Raw genomic sequence first — 16,364 nt, 5'->3', positions numbered from 1 at the left:
CGTGTTAGGGCAACCACAAGAGATTGCCCCTACTTTTACAATGCGTACTTATCATTTTCCCTTTTGGGCCTGTTTTCCGGAAAAGAGGCTCAAAATGATTACTCTTTGGCCAGCAGCGGCTGGCCGCGTTCAAAGTCATATAAAGTAAGGGCCCGAAGGCGGTAATAGGCGACCCAGAAATCCTGCAACGCGGAGATAAAGGCGCGACGGGCCTGGTCTTTCTCCTGCAGGGCAATGTTTAGGTCTGTGATGCTGATGCGGCCCACCAGAAATGTGGCCTTGGTGATGTCATAGCGCTCTTGCCCAATGGAATCGGCGGCCGCCGTGATGCGTAGGCGTTCTTTCAGCAATTCTATCTGGTTCACCTGGGTCAAAACGCTCTGCTCAAAGGCGGTCTGTTCCTGCTCCACGGTGTACTGAGTGAGTTGCAACTGGGCTTGCGCGGTTTTCACGCGGCCTTTCTGTTGGCCCCAGTCTACCAGCGGTACACTAAAACCTAGGGTCACCTGCTGCTGATTTTCGGGTTGGGTAAAGCTCTCAGTGAAGTTATTGGCGCTTTTGGTGAGCCCGAAGGTAGCGTACAGATTGGCGTTGAACCCGCCCTTGCCCCGGGCCTCGGCCACGTCCTCTTGGGCCTGCAATACTTTGCGTTGGTTCTGGAAACGCTCTTTGCGGTTTTGCTTTGCCTGGTCCAGAGCGGCCTGCTCGTCCACTAACAAGACAGGTGCTTCTTCTGGGGCTAAGACCGTTATTTTTTCGCCCTGCGGCAAGCCCACGTAGGCGGCAAACTGCATGGTAGCGGTCTTCAATTCAGTGCTGGCCTCGGCTTGTGCCAGTTGGGCGTTCATGAGGCTCAGTTTGAGTTGAAGCAATTCGTTTCTGGATAATCGGCCCAGGCGATATTTCTCTTCGGCTACCTTGAACAGGGCCTGGTTGTTGGCCACGTTTTTGGACGCGATGTCATGGTTTACCTGTTGCAGGAGTACCTCAAAGAAGCGCTGCGTGGCAGTTGTGGCCAGGTTCTCACGGTCTTCCAGGTATTGGCGCTCGGCTTCTTCAAAGCGTAGAGGTTCAATCTTTTTGGCCCAGGCCAGCTGATTGTAGCCGAAAACAGGCTGACTGAACCCAATAATGGCCGGGAAGGTGTTATAGCGGCGCTGGTTCTGGTTGAAGTCGTCGAAGCGTTGGCTCTGCGAGGTGATGAAGAACTGCCCGCCTGTGGCGCCCACCGCCTGTGACACCGATAACGCCAACTCCGAGTTACTGATGGATACCGCCCTGAAATCCGTGGTTCCGTCTGGCTGCACCACCGGAATAATGCTTCTGGACATGTTGGGCACCGTACCCGCCAGCGAAAGCTGCGGCAGGTAATTGGCTTTGAACGTACGGTACTGCCAGTAACTGCTCGTCTTGTTGGTGGCAGTCTGTTTGGCGGCAATGGAAGAGGTAAGCGCCAAATCAATGGTTTCCTGCAAGGTTAACAGACGGCCGGCGTTTCCCTGTTGCGCGTGGGCGAGATGGGTGAGAAACACCAACGTGGCCAGGAGAGAAGAAAGTAAAGTCCTTTTCATAGCCTAGTTATTGGTGATGTGAAGCTCCTCCAGATGCGCGTACTCCTTGGTGCTGGAGAGAATGATCTGCTCGCCGGCGGAGATGTCGCCCTGCAGTTCCACGAAGTCAAAATTGCTGGCCCCGGTCTTGAGCGTACGCCGGATGGCTTTGTCACCCTGTACCACAAACACCGCTTGCTCTTTGGCACCGGTATAGAAAGGCCCGTTTTTCACGCGCAGCACGTTGGGCCTGAAGTCTGTGAGCACAAACACCTCTACCCGCAGGTTGGAGCGCAAGGCCTGGTGGTTTTTCTCCTGCAGGCGCACATAAAACGTAATGATGCCGTTCTCTACCTTGGGCTGAATGTTGGCAATCTCGCCGCGCAGGTCAGTATTGTTGATGCGCACGGTCACGGGCCCGCCTACTTTCAGTTGCTCGGCGTAAGTATCTGAGATGGTGGCTTTGATTTTGAAACTGCTCAGGTCGGCTACGCGGGCCAGTGGGTCGCCGGCGTTGACGGTAGCGCCAATTTCCTCGTTTACCCAGGTCACCACGCCTTTGCGCGTGGCTTTCACGTCTGCCTGGTCCAGCTGGCGCTGCAGCTGGCCAATGTCGCGGCGTTTCATCTCCAGTTCAAAGCCCACATCTTTCATACCTATGCGGGCGGCTTCCTGCTCATCTTTGATCTGGCGCTGCAATTGGTTCAGCTCCAGGATGGCTACTTTCAAATCCAGCTCGGCTTTCTTCACGTTCTCTTTGGTGCCGCCGCCAATAGAAAGCAAATATTGTTCGTCTGCCAGGGCGGCCTGCAGGCTTTTCACGCGCACCTCCTGCACGGCATAGCGGGAGCGGAGCTGGTTGACGTTCTTGCGAAGGTCGTTCTCTACCTGTGCGGTTTTATTTTGCTTGAGTTGCTGCTCGTCTCTGAGTTTCTCAAAAGACGTTTGGGCCAGTTGTTTATCTAGTTGCAAAAGGGATTCGCCGGAGGCTACCTGGTCACCGGGCGTATGCAGCACGCGCTCTATCTTGGCCTGGATGGGGCTGGTAATTACTTCCTCGTTTTCAGGGACCACGGTACCGGTGGCGGTCAAGGAGGCTTCTACGGCGCCCACTTCCACGGTGGCTATTCTTATCTCAGATTTAGAGACGCGGGTCTCCAACATAAACCGAAACGCCACTACTCCCAGCACCATCACCGCCACCACTCCTGCTATGAGCCACAAGCGCCGGCGCTTGGCTTGTTGAACAACGGTTTGGGGTAATTCTCTATCCATTTTCTTACAGGTTTGGTAGCATCTGTTACCCAAGCACTGTGCCAACACGCAAAAATTTGAATTTCAATTAGTTACAAGATTTTCTTGGCGCCAGAACTGTCCAGAAGTGGACACTCAGTCCAGATGTGGGCAGGTTTTCAGAGCCATTTAAGGGTCAGTTTTCAGAAAGAATTACTGCTTTCCCTTTTGAGCCTGTTTTTGAGAAAACAGGCTCAAAAGGGAAAGACTTTCACCGTTAAAACTCCTTAAGAACTAGGTTAGAAATGCTTCTTAAGAAGAGGTCAGCCATCCACTTCTTTATGTTCGTAGGTATAGGAAATGTCCTTCTCTCTCTCTGTCATCCTGAAAGGACCTTGTGGGCAAGCTGTAAAAGCGGTCAAAGAGATGGAAACTAATAGTGAAAGAGATAAGATATAAGTGTGGAACATTGCATAGCCAATGCCTATCTAGTTCGCCCACAAGATCCTTTCAGGATGACAAAAGGGAGGAAAGGGGAATGCAAGAAAGATAGAGGAGAAAACACCCCTCTCCCGCAAGTTTGAGCACAGCGGCAACTTGCTGCAATGGTAAGCTCCAAGGTGAAAACTTGAAGCAGAGAACAAGCAATGTAGGCACTACCAGTTTAGCTTGCCTAAAAGGCCTCCCAAAACAAGTCTGGATGGCGCCATTTACAGGATGACAATTTGAGGAAAAGGTAAGTCCAAAGTAAGTTTTAAGCAGGCGCAAAAAAAACCGGTCCTGTTTTAAGCCTCTTTTTGGGAAAAGAGGCTTAAAACAGGACCGGAGATTATTTGTAAGAAAGGCTTACTTCAGTTTGAAATCTTTTACTTCAGCTTGAAGATATCGTCTTTCAAGTTTTTGTTGATCTCTACGCTGGTCACGGTGGAGGAAATTACCTGGCTGCCCACATGCAGGTCAATCTGGTGCGGGAATTTGATGCCGTTTACTTCGCGGTAGTTTTTCAGGTCAATGGTCTGGGAGGCGGTGCCTACGCTGGTTTGTTCGGTGGCTACCTCGCGCACCTTCAGGCCGGTCTCTTTGTCAAAATAGTGGAAAGACTTCTTGCCACTGGGCATGGTAAGTTCCAATTTGTAGGCTTCGCGGCCATCTACTTTCTCTACCTGGTTCAGGGCCAGTTTCACGCCCAGTTGGTCGTACTTCAGGAAACTGAACATCCAGCTTTCCAGCTTTTGGTCCAGCAATTCGCCGCCCTGCAGTTCTTTCACCTGGCCTTGCGAGACCATGGTGCCTTTGTTGCCGTTAATCACCACGCGGTTCACCTCATTCTCCCCGAAACTTATGGTCATGTGCGATTTGTCTACGCCTTTCTGCTGCTGCACAATAGCCAGCTGTGCGCCGGGCATGTTCATGGTACGCTTAATGGTAAGGTCCCGCACGTTTTCCACGTTGGCTTTCCCGCCCAGGGCATTGATGTAGGCCGCCAATACGCTTTGCACGGTTGCTCCGGCCGGCAGAGACGCCATGGGCGCTTCAGTCTGCTCCCCAAAAGCATTGAAATAGGCAATTGGCTGGCTTGGGTTAAACGGCTTCAGCTTGTCGGCTACCTCGCGGGCGTTCCCTACCACAATCAGGTGCGCTTTATCTGGCTGCAGGTATTGCTGCGCCACCCGCTGGATATCCGCAGGGGTTACTGCGGCTACATTCTTGAGGTAGTTGGCATAATAGTCTTTGGGCAAGTTGTAGCGGGCAGTGTTAATGGCAAACATGGCTACCGTAAGCGGGTTCTCCAAGGATCTGGCGAAAGAGCCGGTCACCATATTCTTCACTTTCTGCAGTTCATCATTGGGCACCGGTTCCTGGCGCATGCGGTTCATCTCTGACATGATCTGCGCGAAGGCACTGTCCGTAACAGGGTTGCGCACGCTGGCAAAAGCCCTGAAACGGCCTGCCACGCGGTCATTGGTCAACGTGGAGTTGGAGCCATAGGTATAGGCGTGCTTCTCTCGCAGGTTGGCATCCAGGCGGGCGAAGGAACCACCCAGGATATTGTTCATCAAACTGGCGGCAATGGCGTCTGGGCTACCGGGCTTCAGGTCTACCGCGTAGGCCACCGAGATAGAGGACTGCACCGAGTTCGGCCGGTCTACCACAGAAACTTTATTGCCCGCTAAAGGCGCCGGGGCCGCGAAGGCGGTTTGCTTCACCTCGGCTTTCTTCCATTTGCCAAAATACTGCTTCACCAGCTTCTTGGCGTCTTTCACGTTCACGTCGCCCACAATGGCCAGGTAGCCAATGTTCGGTCTGAAGTACGTGTTGTGGTATTGCTGCACATCGGCTAGCGAAATAGCCTCTACCGTTTTCTCGGTGATCACTTCGCCGTAAGGATGGTTCTTCCCGAACAGCAAGGCCTGTTGCACGTTGTTCTCAATAGTAGCCGGGTCTTCTTTGGACGAGGCCAGGTTAGAGGCCATCTGTTTCTTGAACTTATCCAGCTCTTCCTGGTTGAACTTCGGGTTCAGGACCACATCGGCGCTCAGCTCCAACAGCTTAGGGAAATGCTTTTTCAGGCCCGAAGCCGAGAAACCGGTGGAGGAGGTGTTCAAGGACGCACCGATGAAGTCAATCTCTTCGTCCAGCTGGTCATTGGTGCGCGAGGCGGTACCGCTACGCATCAGGTAGCCGGCAGCGGTGGTGAGACCGGCTTTGTCGCCTTCCAGCAGCGGGGCGCGGTCCAGCACCAGGTTCATGGCTACGGTAGGCAGGTTATGGTTCTCCACCACGTACACCTTTAGGCCATTGGACAGGGTGAATGACTCAACTTTACCTACCTCTATCACCGGGGCCAGACCGGCGGCCGGCGGCGTCTGCTTAGAGGTTTGGGCCACACTTACGCCACTAAAAGAGGTAGAGAGGGCCAGAAAGAAAACAGATATATATTTTTTCATGGAAATTTGAAGTAAGAGAAAAAAACCGGGGCTTATCTGGCTTGGGTAGCCTTGGGCAGGTAATGCAACACGGCCCGGTTTTCTTTGGTTAAATACTGCTTGGCCACCCGTGCCAGGTCATCTTTGGTCACGGCCAGGAACTTGTCCAGCTCGGTGTTGATGAGGTTGGTGTTGCCGTACAGGGCATGATAAGAGGCCAGTTTCTCGGTGCGGCCCTCCAGGGTAGAAAGCCCGTTGATGTAGTCGGTCTCTACCTTGTTGCGTAGTTTCTGGAACTCAGCATCTGAGATAGCCTCATTCTTTACCCGCTCAATTTCGGCATCCATGGCGCGCTCCAGGTCATGCACGTCTACGCCCATGTTGGCCACGGCCAGGTTGATAAACAGCCCCGGGGCCTCCAAAGACAACGGAATAGAAGCAACCGTCACCGCTTTCTGCTGCTTGTCTACCAACGCTTTGTTCAGGCGCGAGCTCTGTCCACCAGACAACAAGGTAGTGAGCATACTGATAGCATAAGAATCTTCGGTGCCCTGCGCCGGAATGTGGTAGGCCTGCACTACGGCTGGCAGCTGAATGTTGTCAAACACCACTTTCCGGCCTTCTTCTATTTGCTTAGGTTCCACCACGCTGGGGCGTGGGATAGGCAACGCACCCTTAGGAATACCCCCGAAATACTGCTCCACCCATTGCTTGGTCTGGTTCACGTCCAGGTCGCCGGCAATGGTTAAAGTGGCGTTATTGGGCACGTAGAAGGTCTTGTAGAAATGGTTGAACTCGGCTAGAGAGGCTTTGTCTATGTACTGCGCAGACCCAATAGGCACCCAGCGGTAGGGGTACACGTCATACGCAGTGGCGAAGGTGTTCTCCAGCAAGGTGCCGTAGGGCTGATTATCAATACGCTGCTTTTTCTCTTCTTTCACCACCTGTCGCTGCGTCTCCACACCCTGTTGGTCAATCTTGGCAGATTTTAAGCGGTCGGCTTCCATCCAGAGGCCCAGGGCCAGTTGGTTGGAGGGCAGAATCTGGTAGTAGTAGGTGCGGTCAAAGGAGGTATTGGCGTTCACGGCTCCGCCCGCGCTCTGGATCATGTTAATGTACTTGCCGCGCTCTATGTTCTCAGAGCCTTCAAACATCAGGTGCTCAAAGAAGTGGGCAAAGCCTGTGCGGTCTGCGTTCTCGTTCTTGGAACCCACGTGGTACATCATGGTAACGGCCACGGTGGGCGTGGTTTTGTCCTGGTGCAGAATCACGTGCAGACCGTTGGGCAGGTCATATTCCGTAAAGGCGATCTTGTTGCTCTGCGCAGAGGCCGCTAGGCTGGCACCCAGCAACAGGGTACTCAAAAATCTAAGTTTCATTCAGAAAGCGTTAAAATAATAAGGGTTGTTTGCTCGGTTCGGACGTTTTAAGGCGGTTTGACAAAAAACGTCCTTAAAATTAAGCCAAATTTTCCTAAAACCTTTGCCTTGCCCAGATTGCCTCTCTATTCCTCCAATCTTTTTTTATATTTAGATTAAACCTTTGCAAAAAACGGTCCTCTAACCCCAAACTAAAAAGCTAAACCAAACTGTATGAAAACGTTACAAAGACTAGCGAAAGCCGCCGCACTATGTGTAGCCCTAATGGCCGGAACGACAGCATTTGCCCAGGAGGGCCCAGGCACCCAGGGTGGTGGCCAAGGTGGACCAAGAGCCACGCCTGCTGAGCGCGCCGAAATGCAAGTAAAGCGCTACGAAAAGCAACTTCAGTTAACACCTGACCAAGCCACTAAAATCAGAACCATTGTGCTGGCCTCTGTACAGGAAGCCGAAAAACTTCGCACCCCCGGCCAAAAACCAGACCGCGAAGCCATGAAAGCCCTTACCCAGAAACGCACTGAGGACATCAAAGCGGTATTAACTCCTGCCCAGCAAGAGAAATTCGCCCAGGCCCTGGCCCAACAGATGGAAAGAGGTAACCAAGGACAAGGTGCTCAGGCCCAAGGTCAAGGCGAAGCTCCAGCCAAGAAAGCCGGCAAAGGCAAAAAAGCAGCCAATACCCAAGGCACTAACTAAGAGTTTTCCTTTTCAGGCAAATGATTGAAGCCGGAGCAGTTGCTCCGGCTTTTTTTTGTGGGTTTTGGTGTAAGGGCGGGGCGGGTGTTTTTGGGGGTGTTTTCCGGGAAATAGGCTGGAAATAGAATCGATCTGCCAGAGTGTGTCATCCCCCTACTCTCTTCAAAGGGGGACAAGGAGTGTAGGGTCAGGTCGCGACCTGGCCCTACACTCCTGCGAGAAGTTCCCTGGTTCAAGTTTTTAACTTGGACCCTCTATAACGGAAGTTTCCAACTTCCCTGCGGCCCCACCGCAGCACCTCTATATCGAGGAAAGAAGTACCCTCCTGTGTAAACACCCCTCTGCGCTCCCCTCAAGGGGAGAGTCTGCGCTTAGTAGGTGGTAAAGCGCTTTGAGGCTGTTTTCCTCAAAACGTGTCTAAAACGCCTTTACGCATTCTAACGCATTCCCCTGTTTCCAGTCTTTACCTCGAGAGCCTCGCTTGTGGCCCTGCAAAAGCTTTAGCTAAAAGTGAAAAGCAAGTCTAGGCCGCAAGGGCAGTGCGAGGGGGAAAGACGGGGCCCCGCGGCCGTGAGCACTCGGAGGGAAACCATGGAACAAAACAGCATAAGGACTTAGGCTATAAAGGACACTACGCGAGCAATGGCGGAATAAGCATGATAATCCCAGCGAAAGCAAAACGCGCACAAAACCATAATTCCCTTGCCATTGCTTCTAGAAGCAACTATATTTCAAGAAGTTTCCACGCCCAGCACGCTGCCTATGAAATGGATCAAAGCCCTTGTCTCTGTCGCCCTTACGCTCATGGCGGTTTATGGCCTTAACCGCACCTACGGCATTATTCCGGCGTTGGGGCCGTTTCTGAGCCCCTATGAGGGCTTCTGGCGGAACAGTGAGCGGGAGGGAGAATTTCAGTCTGAGGAACTGGTACTGGAGGGGCTGCAGGCGCCGGTACAGGTGCGGTTTGACTCGCTTCGGGTGCCCCACATCTTCGCGCAGAACGACCATGACCTGTATTTGGCGCAGGGCTATCTCACCGCCAGAGACCGGCTATGGCAAATGGAGTTCATGACGCACGCCGCCGCCGGACGGCTCTCTGAACTCATCGGAGACCAAATGCTGGAGATGGACCGCTACCAGCGCCGTATGGGCATGGTGACCTCAGCTAAGAGATCACTCCAGAAAATGATGTCCGACCCGCAGACCCGCAATGCCATGCAAGCCTACACCGCCGGGGTGAACGCTTACATAGACCAATTATCTCCGCAGGACTATCCTTTTGAGTACAAACTGCTGCATTACGCCCCAGAGCGCTGGTCGCCGTTAAAGATAGCGCTGCTGCTCAAGATGCTCACCAATGACATGACCGGGTACTCAGATGACCTGCGCATGACCAATAACCTGCGCAAATACGGCGCGGAGACCATGAAAGACCTGTTCCCCAATTATCCCTTCCGGGAGGAGCCTATCATGGTAGCCGGGGCCCAACCTAAATTCAAGCCGGTGCCTATTCCGCCTACACCCGCTGAGTTTATGGCCGGGGCGGCGCTTCACTCCCTGGAACGGCAGAAGCCCGAAAACCTGGGCAGCAACAACTGGGCCGTGGCTGGGGCCCGGACCGCCAGCGGCTACCCCTTGCTGGCCTCAGACCCGCACCTGGGCCTCACCCTGCCTTCCATCTGGCACGCGGTGCAGTTGCACGCACCGGGCATTAACACCTACGGCGTGATGATACCGGGCGCGCCGGGCGTGGGCATTGGGTTCAACGAGCACATTGCCTGGGGCATGACCAACGTGGGCGCCGATGTGCTGGACTGGTACGAGATCAAATTCAAGGATAACACCCGCCAGCAGTACTGGCATAACCAGCGATGGAAACCCGTGCGCCGGGTAGTGGAGAAAATAAAAGTAAAAGGCGGCAAAGACATAGTGGACACGGTACTCTACACCCACCATGGGCCGGTGGCCTACCTTCCCCATGAGAAACCCTTCCGGAGCGGCAACACGCCCACCGGTCACGCCTTGCGGTGGATTGCCCATGACAACCAGAATGAACTCAAAACCCTGTTCCTGATCAATCGCGCCACCAATTACCCACAGTTCAGGCAAGCGCTGGTGACCTGGGCGGCCCCGGCATTTAATTTCGTCTACGCCGATACCCTCAACATTGCCATTGTCTCTAATGGTCTGTACCCCCTCAAGTGGCCGGGGCAGGGTAAGTTCCTGCTGGACGGCACCAACCCCGCCCACGACTGGCAGGGCTGGATTCCCATGAACCAGGTGCCCATGACCCTGAACCCGGCGCGCGGCTTTGTGAGCTCGGCTAACCAGTCGCCGGTAAACCCCAAGGATTACCCGTATTACCTGGGCTCCACGTTTGCGGGCTATGAGCGGAGCGCCCGCATTAACCAGCGCCTCACGGCCATGAACCAGGTCACCCCAGACAGTTTCAGGGTGCTACAGACAGACAATTACAGCTTCGTGCCTAAGAATATTCTGCCCACTTTACTGGGGCTCATAGAACAAAACAACCTGTCTGGCACCCAGAAGAAAGCCTTCCAGGCCTTGGCTAATTGGAACTACCGCTTTGAGGCCAACCAGCTCGCGCCTTACCTGTTTGAGGAATGGACCCAACGGCTGGCCAAGGCTATTTTCTTTGATGAATTCCCGCCGGAAACCCAGAAGGCGCCTTCCCGCGACCGCCTGGTGCAGATGCTCTTGCAGGAACCCAACGCGCCCTGGTATGACAACGTGAACACGCCCCAAAAAGAGACCCTTCCCCAATTGGTCAACACCACCTTTAAGCACGTAGCCGACAGTCTATACACCAAAGACGCGAAGGGCCAATGGGGCAACGCGCGCAACTCCACTATCAAACACATGGCCCAACTGCCAGGCTTCGGGCAGAAGCTGTTTGCCGGCGGAAGCGCCAATTCCATCAATGCCCTCAACGGCAGCCATGGCCCGTCCTGGCGCATGGTGGTGCAGATGGGGCCGCAGGTGCAGGCCTGGGGGGTATACCCCGGCGGACAAAGCGGCAACCCCGGCAGCCGGTTCTATGACCAATTACTCAATGACTGGCAGGCTGGCAAGCTGCACCAACTGCTTTTTTTGAAATCAGTGCAGGACCAACCCGCCACCACCTCTATCACCTGGACCTTAAAGAAAAACTAGCCATGCTTTTCCTTCTCATTCTCCTGCTCGGGCTGCTGGCCCAGTTCTTTCTGCCCTGGTGGAGCATTGCCCTGGTCTGCTTTGGGCTCGCCATCTGGAAAGCGCAGTACGGGCGCCATGCGTTCCTGTCGGGGTTTCTGGCCATTGGGCTCACGTGGCTGGGCGGGGCGCTGTTCTGGCACCTGGCTACCGATGGGGTGCTCAGTAACCGGGTAGCCACCATGATGACCGTAAACTCCGCCTGGATTCTTGTGGCCGTGACCACCTTCCTGGGGGCCATGGTAGGTGGCGTCAGCGCGTTGTCTGGGTACCTCGTTCGCCGGCTATGGGAGTAGCCGCGTTTTAGGCCTGTTTTCCGGAAAACCGCCTTAAAACGATTCCAAAGGATTTTCTATTTTTAGGGGATGAAACTACAGCCTCGCCTTTTTATCCTTCCGCTGCTGCAGATGAAAGCAAATCTTCTCCTGCCGGTGTTCTTCCTGCTGGGTATTCTCCCAGGAGCCGCGCAAACCAAACCAGATCCTTACCGGTTGGCAAGCCAGATAGAGACGCAGATCAAGACAGATACCTTGCCCTGGAAATACCAGAAAGGCGCCTGGGATTATTCGTATGGAGGGCATTATTTACAGGCATTGCAGACCTGGCATGCCCAATATCCCAGCATGCGGCATGAAGTCACCGCGCAGGACCATGCCTTGCTTGCTTTGTACACCCCTGTGCTCGCGAAAGCTTATCTGTTGGAGCAAGCCAAAAAGCACAAGTTGTTCATCATTAATGAGGCGCACCACAATCCCCAGCACAGGGCCTTCACCCAAAGCCTGCTCGCAGATCTGTACAAGCAAGGGTACCGTTACCTGGGCCTGGAAGCCCTGGACCAAACCGATAGCCTGATTAACCAGCGCAAGTACCCCATCCAGGAAAGTGGCTACTATACCAAAGAACCACAGTTCGGGAATTTGATACGGGAGGCGCTGAGGCTAGGCTACACCGTATTTGGCTATGACGCCCAAGGCAACGGCAAGGAGCGGGAAATAGGCCAGGCCCGAAACATACAGCAAGTGCTCCAAAAAGATCCCAAAGCCAAAATACTTGTCCACTGCGGGTTTGACCACGTGAACGAAGGCCCCTCGCAAGCCTGGGAGAAAGCCATGGCCGGTCGTCTGAAAGAATTTACCGGCCTGGACCCGTTCACGGTAGACCAGGAAAGCCTCACGCCTACCAGTGCGTCCCGCTATGATGAGCCCTTCCTACAGCTCTCTACTGCGCTTTTCCCTGCTGTGTACCTGAAGAAAGAGAATAAGCAGCCCTTCACCGGCGCCAACGGAAACCGCCAGGTAGACGCCGTGGTGGTGCACCCTAAAACCAGACTAACCAACGGACGCCCCGCCTGGCTGTGGATAGAAGGCAGAAAACCGTATAAACTTACCGGCAAACAGATTACCGTGGGTTACCCAAGTCTGGCTCTAGCCTACAAGCAAACCGAACCCGGCAACGCCGTCCCTATGGATGTAGTGGAAATTAGTAACGCGCAGAATATTCCGGCCCTGGCCTTGCCCAAAGGCGCTTATAAGGTGATTCTGCGGGGCACCACCGGGCAGGAGCAATCCTTTTCTGTACAGGTGAAGTAAGAGACTAGCCAAGTGCCATTTTAAGCCTGTTTTCCGGAAAATGGGCTTAAAACACTGGAAGGGCTTTAAGCTCGTTTTTCATTTCCTCCATCATCCTTAGTGCCTGGCCGGCCAAGAAAGATGGTGTTTTACCTGCGTTTTGCGGAAAAGGGGCCAGAAACGGAAAATTACTTTCCGGTTTCTGGCCCCTTTTCCTGAAATTAGCCCTGAAACAAATTTCTTGTTATGCGCTTCGCTCTTACCAACGGCACCATTTACTCTGGCTATACCACCGCTCAAGGCTACGCGGTCCTTTTTGAAGACGGTAAAATTCTGGATCTGGTCCAAGCCGATGAGATTCCCGAAGACGCGACTGTATTGGACGCCCAGGGCGGTATTATCTGCCCCGGCTTTGTAGACTTGCAGGTGAACGGCGGCGGCGGCGTGTATTTCACCCAATACCCTACCCAGGAGAGCCTTAACACCATCAAAGACGCGCACCTGCAATTTGGCACCACCAGCTTTCTGCCCACCGTTATCTCAGCGTTTCAGGACCGGATCCTGGAGACCATTGCCGCCGTGCGGCAAGCCATGCAGGAAGACCCCAACACGTATCTAGGCATGCACCTGGAAGGACCGTTTTTCAGCCCGGAAAAGCCTGGCGCCCATGACACGGCCTGCATCAGGACCGCTACCCATGAGGAGCTGGACGTGCTGCTGGAAGCCGGATATGACGTGATCAAATACCTGACCCTGGCCCCCGAATGCGTGGAGGAAAGCATTTTACAGCGGCTGGCCCAGACGGGCATCGTGCTTTCAGCGGGACACAGCATGGCTACCTTTGACCAGGCTCTGCAGTTCTTCCAGCAGGGCATCACGTCCGTTACCCATCTCTACAACGCCATGTCGGGTATAGATACCAAGCAACCCGGGCTGGCAGCCGCTACCCTGGACTATGGCCAAGCCTGGACCAGTATTATTGTAGACGGAGAGCACTGCCACCCCTACGCCGTACGGCTGGCCAAAAAGATGCTGGGCCAGAAACTGCACCTGGTCTCAGACTGCGCCGCCTGCGTGGGCTCAGACATTCCCTTCACCGACTTCGGCAATTTTAAAGCCTACTACCGCAATGGCCGCTGCGAGACCGAAGACGGCCGCCTGGCCGGTTCTGCCCTCACTATGTTACAGGCGGTGCAGAACACCGTGAAAATGGTAGGCCTAGAGCTGGATGAGGCTTTGCGCATGGCTACCTTGTACCCCGCCCAGGTCTTGAACATGGAAGACCGCATTGGGCAGTTGGTGCCGGGCGCCGTGGCGAATCTGCTGGTGCTGAATCAGGAACTTGAGTTGCAGCAGGTGTGGGTAGACGGGGAGGCGGTGACTCTTCAGAAAAAGCAATAAATCCGTTTAAGTCTGTTTTTCAAAAAATAGCGCTAAACTACTTTCCAGCAATCCCTCAGTTTAATGGCCTGAAACCATGCCTGCCAATTCCAGGGTCAGGCTACCAAGTATGGCTTTCTTGATTATTTGTAATACTTTAACATCTAAACCGACTAATGCTTTAAGCCTGGTCCGATTTCCTGGGTAAGCATTTCCTGAAAGATAGCCCTTGAATCGGTCGCTACTTCTCAACCACACACCTATGATAAAACGAACTAGTAAATTTTCAGAAATTGCCTTGCTGGCCACGGGCGCGCTGTTGGCCGTTGGCTGTAGTAAGTCTATGACCACCGAGCAGAAACCTGCGGCTGAGGTGGCAGTAGCCACCGTTCCACAGGAAGAGACAACTCTGCGCTCAGGTATCCTGAAGGCCAATATGGACCCTACCGTTAATCCCGGGTACAACTTCACGGCCTACGTGAACGGCGGCTGGGTGAACAAAACCGAGATTCCCGCCGATAAGTCCTCCTATGGGGCCATGCATATCCTTAATGACAAAGCACAGGAAAATGTAAAAGCCATTATTGAGGCCTCGTCGGCAGGCAAATTCGCCCAAGGTTCTGATGAGCAGAAGATAGGCGATCTGTATGGGGCATACCTCAACACTAAGGTGCGGGACTCTATTGGACTGAAGCCTTTGCAGGCGGAGATGCAGAAGATTGAGGCTATCAAAAACCACAAAGACCTGGCCCGTTACTTTGCCTACGCCAACAAATACGGCATCACCTCTCCGTTCAGCATTGGCGTGACTGAAGACTTCAAGAAACCTACGCAATACATGCTTTTGACCTGGCAGGGCGGACTGGGCTTACCGGAGCGCGAGTATTACTTTAAGGAAGATGCCAAGTCCAAAGAGATCAGGGCCAAGTACGTAGACCACATCAGTAAGATGCTCACGCTGGCGGGCATCGCCAAGGGTAAGGAGAAAGCCAGCCAGATCATGGCGCTGGAGACCAAGATGGCAGCCAAGCACATGAAGAAGGAAGACACCCGCAACATTGCGGCGCTGTACAACAAATACGCCATTAAGAAGGTGAACACCTTAATGCCAGATTTTGACCTGACCGGCTATCTGCAGGAAGCAGGAATCAACGGGCAAGACAGCCTGGTGGTGACCCAGGTGGCATACATGAAAGCCGTCAACGACATCATCAAAACCACTCCCATCAATACATGGAAAACCTATTTGCAGTGGGCCCTGGTAAATAATTCGGCCACTATCCTGACCACTTCCCTAGACCAGCAGAACTTTGAGTTCTACAACAAAACCCTGTCTGGCCAGCAGAAGCAGCAGCCGCAGTGGCGCCGCGCGGTAGGCGTAGTGAACGGCAACCTGGGCGAGATTGTAGGCAAAGTCTACGTGAAGCAACACTTCCCGCCACAGGCCAAAGAACGCATGCAGGTGCTGGTAGATAATCTGATCAAAGCCTATGCCAGCAGCATTAAGGAACTGGACTGGATGACCGAGGACACCAAGAAGCAGGCCCTGGACAAGCTGAACAAATTCACTCCTAAGATTGGCTACCCAGACAAATGGCGTGATTACTCGGCGCTGCAGATTGCCAAGAATGACCTGTACGGCAACATGAAACGCGCCACGGCCTTTGAGTACCAGCGCAACGTGAACAAACTGGGCAAACCCGTAGACCGCTCTGAGTGGGGCATGACCCCGCAAACCGTGAACGCCTACTACAACCCACCATTGAACGAGATTGTGTTCCCGGCCGCCATTCTGCAGCCTCCTTACTTTGACATGGACGCCGAAGATGCCGTGAACTACGGTGGTATTGGCGCCGTGATTGGCCACGAGATTGGCCATGGTTTTGACGACCAGGGAAGCACCTTTGACGGCAACGGCGTGATGCGCAACTGGTGGACCGAAAAAGACCAGCAGGAATTCAAGAAACGTACTAATGCACTGGTAGCCCAGTACAATGAGTTTAAAGTGTTTGATGACCTGAACGTGAACGGTGCCTTTACCTTAGGTGAGAACATTGGAGACCTGGGTGGCTTGAGCATCGCGCTAAAAGCCTACAACAACAGCCTGAACGGCAAGCCAGCCCCGGTGCTGGATGGCTTTACAGGCACGCAGCGCGTATTCATTGGCTGGGGACAAGCCTGGCTGAGCAAAGCCCGCGAGGAGGCCCTGCGCAACCAGGTGTCCACAGACCCGCACTCACCGGCTAAGTTTAGGGTAAACGGCGTGGTACGCAACGTGCCTGAGTTCTACACCGCCTTCAACGTAAAACCAACCGACTCCCTGTATCTGGCCCCTGAGAAGAGAGTGAAGATCTGGTAGTCTGCCAAAGCATTTAAGGTAAAGAGAAGAGCCTGTCTATTGTTTTAGACAGGCTCTTC

At 53.8% G+C, this 16,364-nt stretch carries 10 protein-coding genes; 6 read left to right on the top strand and 4 right to left on the bottom strand.

Features of this window, described 5'->3' with window-relative positions:
- Positions 1 to 98: 98 nt before the first annotated feature.
- The 4 genes from TH63_RS18745 to TH63_RS18730 form a co-directional block, all read right to left on the bottom strand.
- Positions 99 to 1,571 (bottom strand): TolC family protein, encoded by a 1,473-nt coding sequence (locus TH63_RS18745; RefSeq protein WP_076606545.1) that lies wholly within the window; start codon positions 1,569 to 1,571, stop codon positions 99 to 101.
- Between the two features lie 3 nt (positions 1,572 to 1,574).
- Positions 1,575 to 2,825 (bottom strand): efflux RND transporter periplasmic adaptor subunit, encoded by a 1,251-nt coding sequence (locus tag TH63_RS18740; RefSeq protein WP_076606544.1) that lies wholly within the window; start codon positions 2,823 to 2,825, stop codon positions 1,575 to 1,577.
- Between the two features lie 824 nt (positions 2,826 to 3,649).
- Positions 3,650 to 5,731: an insulinase family protein gene (locus TH63_RS18735; RefSeq protein WP_048922302.1), complete on the bottom strand. Its 2,082-nt coding sequence runs from the start codon at positions 5,729 to 5,731 to the stop codon at positions 3,650 to 3,652.
- A gap of 32 nt (positions 5,732 to 5,763) precedes the next feature.
- A complete protein-coding gene (locus tag TH63_RS18730) occupies positions 5,764 to 7,089 on the bottom strand; it encodes a M16 family metallopeptidase (RefSeq protein WP_048922301.1) in 1,326 nt (441 codons plus the stop codon).
- A 213-nt stretch (positions 7,090 to 7,302) separates the two neighbouring features.
- Here TH63_RS18730 and TH63_RS18725 point away from each other — a divergent pair, with 213 nt between their 5' ends.
- The 6 genes from TH63_RS18725 to TH63_RS18700 all read left to right on the top strand — a co-directional run bounded on the left by TH63_RS18725 (position 7,303) and on the right by TH63_RS18700 (position 16,305).
- The gene (locus TH63_RS18725; RefSeq protein WP_156180730.1) at positions 7,303 to 7,785 is read left to right on the top strand and encodes a hypothetical protein; all 483 of its coding nucleotides are present in this window, start codon (positions 7,303 to 7,305) and stop codon (positions 7,783 to 7,785) included.
- Between the two features lie 762 nt (positions 7,786 to 8,547).
- Positions 8,548 to 10,959 carry a penicillin acylase family protein gene (locus tag TH63_RS18720; protein WP_048922299.1) on the top strand — a complete coding sequence of 804 codons (2,412 nt, stop codon included), beginning with the start codon at positions 8,548 to 8,550 and terminating at the stop codon, positions 10,957 to 10,959.
- Between the two features lie 2 nt (positions 10,960 to 10,961).
- Positions 10,962 to 11,294, top strand: a complete 333-nt coding sequence (locus TH63_RS18715; RefSeq protein ID WP_048922298.1) for a hypothetical protein — start codon at positions 10,962 to 10,964, stop codon at positions 11,292 to 11,294.
- Between the two features lie 111 nt (positions 11,295 to 11,405).
- The gene (locus TH63_RS18710) at positions 11,406 to 12,587 is read left to right on the top strand and encodes a hypothetical protein (protein WP_156180728.1); all 1,182 of its coding nucleotides are present in this window, start codon (positions 11,406 to 11,408) and stop codon (positions 12,585 to 12,587) included.
- A 225-nt stretch (positions 12,588 to 12,812) separates the two neighbouring features.
- Positions 12,813 to 13,967 (top strand): N-acetylglucosamine-6-phosphate deacetylase, encoded by a 1,155-nt coding sequence (nagA, locus tag TH63_RS18705; RefSeq protein WP_048922296.1) that lies wholly within the window; start codon positions 12,813 to 12,815, stop codon positions 13,965 to 13,967.
- A gap of 241 nt (positions 13,968 to 14,208) precedes the next feature.
- Positions 14,209 to 16,305, top strand: coding sequence for a M13 family metallopeptidase (locus tag TH63_RS18700; RefSeq protein ID WP_082161793.1), 2,097 nt, complete (start codon positions 14,209 to 14,211; stop codon positions 16,303 to 16,305).
- Positions 16,306 to 16,364 lie beyond the last annotated feature (59 nt).

This window comes from Rufibacter radiotolerans (assembly GCF_001078055.1).
GTDB lineage: Bacteria > Bacteroidota > Bacteroidia > Cytophagales > Hymenobacteraceae > Nibribacter > Nibribacter radiotolerans.
The sequence above is the reverse complement of the archived record's forward strand: the minus strand, read 5'-3'. Positions and strand labels throughout refer to the sequence as shown.